This window comes from Streptomyces sp. NPDC000229 (genome assembly GCF_040300825.1).
In the GTDB taxonomy this organism is placed as follows: domain Bacteria; phylum Actinomycetota; class Actinomycetes; order Streptomycetales; family Streptomycetaceae; genus Streptomyces.
The window spans coordinates 56,691-65,219 of sequence record NZ_JBEPEL010000036.1 but is presented as its reverse complement, the minus strand read 5'-3'; the positions used below and the strand labels follow the sequence as shown (position 1 = coordinate 65,219).

General features: G+C 71.4%; 6 protein-coding genes. 3 read left to right on the top strand and 3 right to left on the bottom strand.

All coding sequences use genetic code 11. The features are described from left to right. Window positions 1-269 precede the first annotated feature (269 nt). Complete coding sequence (locus ABT360_RS19235) at window positions 270-773, top strand: GNAT family N-acetyltransferase (RefSeq protein ID WP_351817468.1); 504 nt, start codon at window positions 270-272, stop codon at window positions 771-773. Here ABT360_RS19235 and ABT360_RS19230 read toward each other — a convergent pair. Continuing rightward, entirely contained in the window at window positions 748-3,087 is a 2,340-nt protein-coding gene (locus ABT360_RS19230) for a phosphoketolase family protein (RefSeq protein WP_351817465.1), read from the bottom strand. The genes ABT360_RS19235 and ABT360_RS19230 overlap by 26 nt on opposite strands. A gap of 204 nt (window positions 3,088-3,291) precedes the next feature. Here ABT360_RS19230 and ABT360_RS19225 point away from each other — a divergent pair, with 204 nt between their 5' ends. Next, window positions 3,292-3,942: a phosphoribosyltransferase gene (locus ABT360_RS19225; RefSeq protein ID WP_351817462.1), complete on the top strand. Its 651-nt coding sequence runs from the start codon at window positions 3,292-3,294 to the stop codon at window positions 3,940-3,942. A gap of 20 nt (window positions 3,943-3,962) precedes the next feature. Here ABT360_RS19225 and ctaD read toward each other — a convergent pair whose 3' ends face one another. Further along, on the bottom strand, window positions 3,963-5,705 hold the full coding sequence (gene ctaD / locus ABT360_RS19220) for an aa3-type cytochrome oxidase subunit I (RefSeq protein ID WP_351817459.1): 1,743 nt from the start codon (window positions 5,703-5,705) through the stop codon (window positions 3,963-3,965). A 257-nt stretch (window positions 5,706-5,962) separates the two neighbouring features. On the opposite strand from ctaD, the gene ABT360_RS19215 reads away from it, so the two are divergent. Continuing rightward, window positions 5,963-7,282, top strand: coding sequence for an MFS transporter (locus ABT360_RS19215; protein ID WP_351817456.1), 1,320 nt, complete (start codon window positions 5,963-5,965; stop codon window positions 7,280-7,282). Here the strand turns inward: ABT360_RS19215 and ABT360_RS19210 are convergent. Continuing rightward, window positions 7,249-8,439, bottom strand: a complete 1,191-nt coding sequence (locus tag ABT360_RS19210; RefSeq protein ID WP_351817453.1) for a 4-hydroxybenzoate 3-monooxygenase — start codon at window positions 8,437-8,439, stop codon at window positions 7,249-7,251. The genes ABT360_RS19215 and ABT360_RS19210 overlap by 34 nt on opposite strands. Window positions 8,440-8,529: the final 90 nt, after the last annotated feature.

The following is an 8,529-nucleotide window of genomic DNA, read 5'->3' as shown; positions in this document are numbered from 1 at the left end:
GGGGGGGCATCACTGCCCTGTGGGTCACCTGCGCCGTTATCTCTGATCACTCGGTCTCTTATTTGGATTGGCTCCCGCGCCTCCCTAGGTTCGTAACCGGTATCCGGTTCGACGGGCCCCGGTAAGATCATTGCTTCACCGGCTCCGACGAGGGAGGTTGATGAATATGGCCCGCCAGGCGCTTCATCAGCATGCCCGAGTCCGGGTCGGCGCACGGCGACAGCCGAGGGGCGCGTGACCCGGTCACCTCACTTGACCAGGAGTGTCGCGTGTCTTCTTCCTTCCCCACCGATCTGATCACCGACCGCCTCGTGCTGCGGACGTGGTCCCCCGGTGAACTCACCGCCGTTCTCGGCGATTCCCGTCCGCCGCACTGGGCGGAGGACTTCCCCGCCGAGGGCGACCGCGTGATCGCGGGCTTCATCGGCGAGCATCCCGGGAGCCTCGGCGCCTACGGCCAGCGCCAGATCATCGAGCGGACCGGCGGCCTGGTCGTCGGCTCGATCGGCCTGTTCCGGCCGCCGGCCGACGGCGCCCTGGAGGTCGGGTACGGCGTCGTCCCCTCCCGCCGCGGCCGGGGCTACGCCTCCGAGGCCACCCGGGCGATGGCGGCGCACGGTCTGTCCGCTCCGGGCGTGCACACGGTGTGCGCGACGGTCGAGTTGTCCAACCCGGCGTCGGTCCGCGTGCTGGAGAAGGCGGGGCTGGAGCGCTGGAGCGAGGACGGGACGACGGCCCGCTTCCGCGTCAGGGCTGCCACCTCCACTCGGTGATCTCCACCGGGTCGACCCCGGTGCGGCGCACCTCCGCGCGGATCCGGTCGCGGCGGTGGGCGTAGGCGGCGGCCAGGTCGCCGGTGACGGCCGGGCGGCCGCGCAGGTGGCCGAGCGCGGTGATGGCGAGGTCGTGCCGGGAGACGCCGTTGCTCGCCAGGAGGTCGTACGGCGTGGTCGTGGTGCCCTCCTCGACGTACCCGCGGACGTGGAAGCGGTCCGGGCGGGGCCGGCCGTGCAGCAGTTGATGCACGGCCGCCGGGTAGCCGTGGAAGTCGAACACCACGTGCGTGTCGGTGCCGAACAGGTCCCGGAAGTCGGCGTCCGCCATGCCGTGCGGGTGACGGTCCGGCGGGGCGAGCACGCACAGGTCCACGACGTTGACGACCCGGACGCGTGTGTCCGGCAGGTCGCGGCGCAGCAGGTCGGCGGCGGCGAGCGTCTCCACCGTCGGGATGCCGCCCGCGCAGGCGAGGATCACCTCCGGGTCCTCGCCGTCGTTGGTGGACGCCCAGCGCCAGGTGGAGGCGCCCGCCGCGCAGTGCCGGCGGGCGTCCTCCAGGCCGAGCCACTGGGCGGCGGTGTGCTTGCCCGCCACGACCAGGTTGATCCTGCCGGTGTCGGCGAGCAGCCGCTCCATGGTGACCAGGAGGGTGTTGGCGTCGGGCGGGAGGTGGACGCCGGTCACGGTGCTCTTCTTGGTGAGCAGGTTGTTGATGAAGCCGGGTCCCTGGTGGCTGTAGCCGTTGTGCTCCTGGCGCCACCCTTCGCTGGTCAGCAGGTACGTGAGGCTGCTGACGGGGGCGCGCCACGGGACCTCGTGGGACGTCTTCAGCCACTTGGCGTACTGGTTGAGCATGCTGTCGACGACGGAGGCGAACGCCTCGTACGTCGGGAACAGGCCGTGGCGGCCGGTCTGGAGCCAGCCCTGGAGCCAGCCCTGGCAGTTGTGCTCGGAGAGCACCTCCATGACGCGCCCGTCGCGGGCCAGGTCCTCGGCGTACTCCTCCACGGGCCAGGCGTAGGCGCGTCCGGTCGCGCCCAGGACGCTGTCGAGCTTGTTGGAGGCGAGTTCGTCCGGTGACATGACGCGGAAGTCCCGGCTGGTCTCCGTCCGGTGCATGATCTCCGTCAGCCAGGCGGCCAGCACCCGGTTGGGGCTCGCGGAGGCCGTGCCGGGTCCCGCGCTCACGTCGACGGCGTACGGTTCGAGCGGCGGCAGGTCCAGGGGGCGGCGCAGGCGGCCCCCGTCACCGGCGCGGTTCATGCCGATGCGCCGCTCGCCCTCGGGGCAGGCGGCGAGGACGTGCGGGCGGGGGCGGCCGTCCTCGTCGAACAGCTCGTCCGGCCGGTACGACCGCAGCCACGCCTCCAGGGCCTTGAACTGCTCGTCGTCCTCGTGGACGCGGGCGAGCGGGACCTGATGGGCGTGGAAGGTGCCCTCGATACGGCGGCCGCCCACCTCGTACGGGGCGCCCTGGCCCTTGAGGCTGCGCAGTACGAGCATCGGCCAGGCGGGCCGCTCGGGCGGGTCGCCGTCCCGGGCGCGGCGCTGGATGTCCGTGATGGCCGTGTGGGCGTCGCGTACGGCGTCGACCACCACGTCGGGGTCGGTAGTCGCGTCGACGATCCGGGGGTCCCAGCCGTAGCCGCGGAACAGCGCGGTCAGCTCGTCGTCGGTCATGGTGGCGAACAGCGTCGGGGAGGAGATCTTGTAGCCGTTCAGGTGGAGGACCGGCAGGACCGCGCCGCCGGTGACGGGGTCGAGGAACTTGGTGGAGTGCCATGCGCCGGCGGTCGGGCCGGTCTCTGCCTCGCCGTCCCCGACGATGCAGGCCACCAGCCGGTCGGGGGCGTCGAACGCGGCACCGAAGGCGGTGGCCAGGGCGTAGCCGAGTTCGCCGCCCTCGTGAATGGTGCCGGGGACGGCCGGGGAGAGGTGGCTGGGGAAGCCGTCGGGGGCGCAGTAGCGGCGGGCGAGTTCCCTCAGGCCGCTCTCGGTGCGGCCGAGGGCGGGGTCGTAGTGCTCATGGGTGCCCTCCAGCCACAGATGGGCGTGGTTGGCGGGGGCGCCGTGGCCGGGGCCGGTGACCAGCAGCACGTCGGTGCCGCGCTCCCTGATGAGCGCGTTGAGCGCCGCGTACACCATGGTGATGCCGGGGCAGGAGCCCCAGTGGCCGAGCAGCCGTGGCTTGAGGTGTTCACGGCGCAGCGGCTCACGCAGCAGGACGTTGTCCCGGAGGAAGATCAGGGTGGCGGCGATGTAGTCGGCGGCGCGCCGGTACGCCCCGGTTCCGTGGGTGTCCTGCTCCATCAAGCACCTTCCCTTGTCCGCGGTGGGCTGCCCGTTCTCCCGGTACCCCGTCCCGCGGGTCCATGTGCGGGTGTGTACGCCGGTCGGCCCTGGTTCCGGTCGCCCGGCGCGGCGGCCGGGGGCGCGGGACAAGCCGAGCGGGTGGGGTACTCGTGCCCGGGGCCGGCGGGGTCCCCGGGCACATGACGGAAGCGAGGCAGCACGATGCGTTTCCAGGACCGCAGGGAGGCCGGTCGTGAGCTGGCCGCCCGTCTTGTGGAGCGGCAGCGGCAGGGCACGCTGGACGACCCCGTCGTGCTGGCGCTGCCGCGTGGGGGCGTGCCGGTGGCCGACGAGATCGCCGGGGCGCTGCACGCGCCCCTGGACGTCCTCGTCGTCCGCAAGATCGGCGCGCCGTACAACCCGGAGGTCGGGATCGGGGCGCTCGTCGGCGACCAGCCGCCGATCTTCGACGAGCGGGCGCTCGCGGTGCTCGATCTGACGCCGGAGCGGCTGAGCGTCCAGGTCGACGCCGAACGGGCGGAGTTGCGCCGCCGGGAGGAGCTGTACCGTGGCGGCCGGCCGGCCCCCGTGCTCGGTGGGCGGACGGTCGTGGTCGTCGACGACGGGCTGGCCACCGGTGTCACCGCACGTGCCGCGCTGCGTGCCGTACGCGCCGCCGCCCCGGCTCATCTGCTGCTGGCCGTGCCGGTGTGTTCCCGCCAGGCGACCGCGGCGCTGCGCGGGGAGGCGGACGAGATCCTGTACGTGTACCAGCCGCCGTACTTCGAGGCCGTGGGGCAGTGGTACGACGACTTCGCCCAGCTCACCGACGACGAGGTGGTCCGGACGCTGAGCGCCGCGCACGGCGGCTGACGCCTGACGGCCGACGGCTCTCAGGCGTGGCCCTCGCCCCGTTCGTCGGGCCCGCCGGGCGGGGACGCGATGCCGCGGCCGGGTTCGACGACGTCCCGGCGGCCGCCGGTGTGTGCCTTCTCCAGGCCGGCGATGTCCGGGTGGTGCAGGTCGAAGGCGGGCGACTCGGACCGGATGCGGGGCAGCGTCGTGAAGTTGTGGCGGGGCGGCGGGCAGGAGGTGGCCCACTCCAGGGAGCGGCCGTAGCCCCACGGGTCGTCCACGTCGACGCGCTTGCCGTGCCTGGCGGTCTTCCAGACGTTGTAGAGGAACGGCAGGGTCGACAGGCCGAGCAGGAAGGAGCCGAGTGACGACAGGGTGTTGAGGGCGGTGAATCCGTCGGCGGCGAGGTAGTCGGCGTACCGGCGGGGCATGCCTTCGGCGCCCAGCCAGTGCTGGACGAGGAACGTCAGGTGGAAGCCGACGAGCAGGGTCCAGAAATGGATCTTCCCGAGGCGTTCGTCGAGCATGGTGCCGGTCATCTTGGGCCACCAGAAATGGAATCCGGCGAACATCGCGAAGACGATGGTGCCGAAGAGGACGTAATGGAAGTGGCCGATGACGAAATACGAGTCGGTGACGTGGAAATCCATCGGGGGCGAGGCCAGGATGACGCCGGTGAGGCCACCGAAGAGGAAGGTGACGAGGAAGCCGATCGCCCAGAGCATCGGGGTCTCGAAGCTGATGGACCCTCGCCACAAGGTGCCGATCCAGTTGAAGAACTTCACGCCGGTCGGTACGGCGATGAGGAAGCTCATGAAGGAGAAGAACGGCAGGAGGACCGCTCCGGTGGCGAACATGTGGTGCGCCCACACCACGACGGACAGGCCGGTGATGGCGATGGTGGCGCCGATGAGCCCGATGTAGCCGAAGAGCGGTTTGCGGGAGAAGACGGGGAGGATTTCGGTCACCACCCCGAAGAACGGGAGCGCCAGGATGTACACCTCGGGGTGGCCGAAGAACCAGAAGAGGTGCTGCCACAGGAGGGCTCCGCCGTTCGTGGGGTCGAAGATGTGGGAGCCGAAGCGGCGGTCGGACTCCAGGCAGAGGAGCGCGGCGGCGAGCACCGGGAAGGCCAGCAGCACCAGGACGGAGGTGAGCAGGACGTTCCAGGTGAAGATGGGCATGCGGAACATCGTCATACCGGGTGCGCGCATACCGATGATGGTGGTGATGAAGTTGACCGCGCCGAGGATCGTGCCGAATCCGGAGAGCGCGAGCCCCATGATCCACAGGTCGGCGCCGATGCTCGGGGAGCGCTCCTCCCGGTTGAGGGGCGCGTAGGCCGTCCAGCCGAAGTCGGCGCTTCCGTCGGGCGTCAGCAGGCTGCCGATGACGATGAGGCCCCCGAAGAGGAACAGCCAGTACGAGAACATGTTGAGCCGCGGGAACGCGACATCCGGGGAGCCGATCTGCAAGGGCATGACGGCGTTGGCGAATCCGGCGAAGGTGGGTGTGGCGAACAGCAGCAGCATCACGGTCCCGTGCAGCGTGAATGCCTGGTTGTACTGCTCGTTGGAGATCAACTGCAAGCCGGGGCGGGCGAGTTCGGCGCGCATCAGTAGCGCGAGTGCGCCGGCGAAGAGGAAGAACGCGAACGACGTGACCAGATAGAGGTGCCCGATCTTCTTGTGATCCGTCGTGGTCAGCCATTCCACCACGACACGGCCCGGGCCGCGTCCCGCCACCGGTACCGGGGCGACCGGCTCCGTCGTTGTCACCATACGAATCCTCGTCAACGCACACGCACGGGCAGGACGCGCGGCAGAGAACCCCCTTACCGCCCTCCGAAACGCTACGCAGTCGCGCCCCCGCGCCGCCTGTTTTGCACCCGTACAGCGCTGGATACGTCACCCGTATTGGCCAGTGCGCGCCGGAGTCCCGCGCATTGACAGCCGTCCCTCCCGCCCCGACACTCGTCGCACCCAGGCCGGTGAACAGAGTTTCACCAGGCGAACACCATGCGCTCCAGGGGCTGCTGATGACGTCACCGCCGCACACCTTCCGCACGGTCTCCCCGGTCCTCGCCCTGTGCTGGCTGGCCGTCTTCTTCGACGGGATGGACGTCACCATCTACGGCGCCGTCATGCCGCACATGCTGGACGATCCCGGGCTGGGGCTGACGCCGTCGAGCGCCGGCACGATAGGCAGCTGGACGACGTTCGGCATGCTCATCGGGGCCCTCGCCGCCGGGAACATCACGGACTGGTTGGGCCGCAGGCCCCTGCTGGTCGCCAGCATCACGCTGTTCTCGTTCGGATCGGCCCTGTGCGCCCTCGCCGGGAGCCCGGCGTTCTTCGGGGCGGGGCGGTTCGTCGCGGGCCTCGGGCTGGGCGGGCTGATGCCGTTGTGCCTGGCCATGGTGATGGAGTTCGCACCGCCGCGCCGGGCCGCCCTGACGACGGGTCTGCTGATGACCTCGTACCACGTGGGAGGCATGGCCGCGACCGGTCTCGGGCTGACGGTGGCGCCGGCCGCCGGGTGGCGGTGGGTGTTCTGGGCGGGCGCGCTGCCGGCCGTCATCGCCGTACCGCTGCTGCTGAAGCTGCTGCCCGAGTCGCCCGGCGTGCTGCTGGCACGCGGTGAGCGGGAGCGGGCGGACGCGGTCGCCGACCGGTACGGTCTGCCCCGGCCCACGCCCGTCGAGGCCCCCGCCGCCGGGGCCAGGGGCCGGCTGGACACCGTGCGGAAGCTGTTCGCCCCCGGGTCGCGGTGGGCGACGCCGCTGCTGTGGCTGGCCTCCTTCTCGGGACTGCTGCTGGTGTACGGGGTGTCCACCTGGCTGCCGCAGATGATGCGTGCGAGCGGTTACGACCTCGGCTCCTCGGTGAGCTTCCTGCTGGTCATCAACGCGGGCGGCATCGTCGGCCTGCTCATCGCCGGACGCACGGCCGACCGGTTCGGCGCGGTGCGCGTCTCGGCGATCTGGTTCGTGCTGACCGCGGCCGGGGCGCTGCTGCTGAAGTCGCAGCTGCCGCTCGGGTGGACGTACGTGGTGGTGGCGTGCACCGGCGTGGTGCTGTTCAGCGCGCAGGTCATGGTGTACGCGGCCACCGACACGCTCTACCGCGACAGCGAGCGTGCCGCGGGTCTCGGCTGGGTCGCCGGGGTGGGCCGCATCGGCGCGGTGTTCGGCCCGTGGTTGGGCGGGGCGCTGGCCGCGAGCGGCCACGACAGCTGGGGGTTCACCGCCTTCGCGCTGGCCGGCCTGCTGGGCGCCGCCGCCATCGCGTGCGTACCGCTCGCCGTACGCGCGGACCGGGGGCGTCAGCCCGCGGCGGCGATGGGCAAGCCGGTGTAGTTGGAGGCGAGTTCGGCGGCGGCGTGCGGCGAGGAGACGATCCGGTCGAGCTGGGCGAGCTGGAGGCGGGTGTCGAACGGTGTCTGGGCCGGGTCGGTGTGCAGGGTCGTCGTCATGAACCACGAGAAGTGCTCGGCCCGCCACACCCGGCGCAGACACGTGTCGGAGTACGCCTCCAGCAGTTCCTCCGAGCCCGTGGCCTGCCGGTGGGCCAGCGCGCGGGCGAGCACCACCACGTCGGCGACGGCGAGGTTGAGGCCCTTGGCGCCGGTGGGCGGCACGATGTGCGCGGCGTCCCCGGCGAGGAAGAGCCGTCCGTGCCGCATCGGCTCGGTGACCCAACTGCGCATCGGCAGCACCGACTTCTGGGTGACCGGACCGCGCTTCAGCCGCCAGTCGGGCTCGGCGTCGAGGGCGAAGCGGGCGTCCAGCTCGTCCCACACGCGCTCGTCGGGCCAGTCGGCGGGGTCGGTACCGTTCGGCACCTGGAGGTAGAGGCGGCTGACGGTCGGCGTGCGCATGCTGGCGAGGGCGAACCCGCGCTCCGAGTGTGCGTAGATCAACTCGTCGTGGACGGGCGGCGCTTCGGCGAGGATGCCGAGCCAGGAGTACGGGTAGGTCCGCTCGTACGTCGTCCGCACCGCCTCGGGCACGGCGGCGCGGGCGATGCCGTGGAAACCGTCGCAGCCGATGACGTAGTCGCAGGTGAGGGTCTGCTCCCGGCCCTCGTGGGTGTACCTGATCCGGGGCCGTGTGCTGTCGGCGCTCTCGACGGCGTGGACCTTCGCGCCGAAGAACAGGGGGCCGCCGTCGTCGAGTTGGAGGGCGATCAGGTCCTTGACGACTTCCGTCTGGGCGTACACCGTCACCTTCCGGCCCCCCGTGCGGGACGGGAAGTCGAGACGGTGGGCGCGCCCGTCGAAGCGCAGTTCGATGCCGTCGTGGACCAGGCCCTCGCGGTCGAGCCGGGCGCCGGCGCCGACGTCGCGCAGGATGTCGACGGTGGCTTGCTCCAGGATGCCCGCACGCTGGCGCCGCTCGACGTAGGAGCGGTCACGGCTCTCCAGGACGACACTGTCGACGCCCGCGCGGTGGAGCAGCCGGGCGAGCAGCAGTCCGGCCGGGCCGCCGCCGATGATCCCGACGGTGGTGTGCATGCGCTCTCCTGTTCGTCCAGTGAAGTAAACTTCACACAACTGGGTGGGGTGAGTGTGCGCCCGGTGCCCGACCCTGTCAACGCCCGCCCC

Coding starts and splice junctions, on each gene's coding strand:
- ABT360_RS19225 (WP_351817462.1), top strand. CDS start 3,292: ATGCGTTTCCAGGACCGCAGGGAGGCCGGTCGTGAGCTGGCCGCCCGT.
- ABT360_RS19215 (WP_351817456.1), top strand. CDS start 5,963: ATGACGTCACCGCCGCACACCTTCCGCACGGTCTCCCCGGTCCTCGCC.
- ctaD (WP_351817459.1), bottom strand. CDS start 5,705: ATGGTGACAACGACGGAGCCGGTCGCCCCGGTACCGGTGGCGGGACGC.
- ABT360_RS19210 (WP_351817453.1), bottom strand. CDS start 8,439: ATGCACACCACCGTCGGGATCATCGGCGGCGGCCCGGCCGGACTGCTG.
- ABT360_RS19230 (WP_351817465.1), bottom strand. CDS start 3,087: ATGGAGCAGGACACCCACGGAACCGGGGCGTACCGGCGCGCCGCCGAC.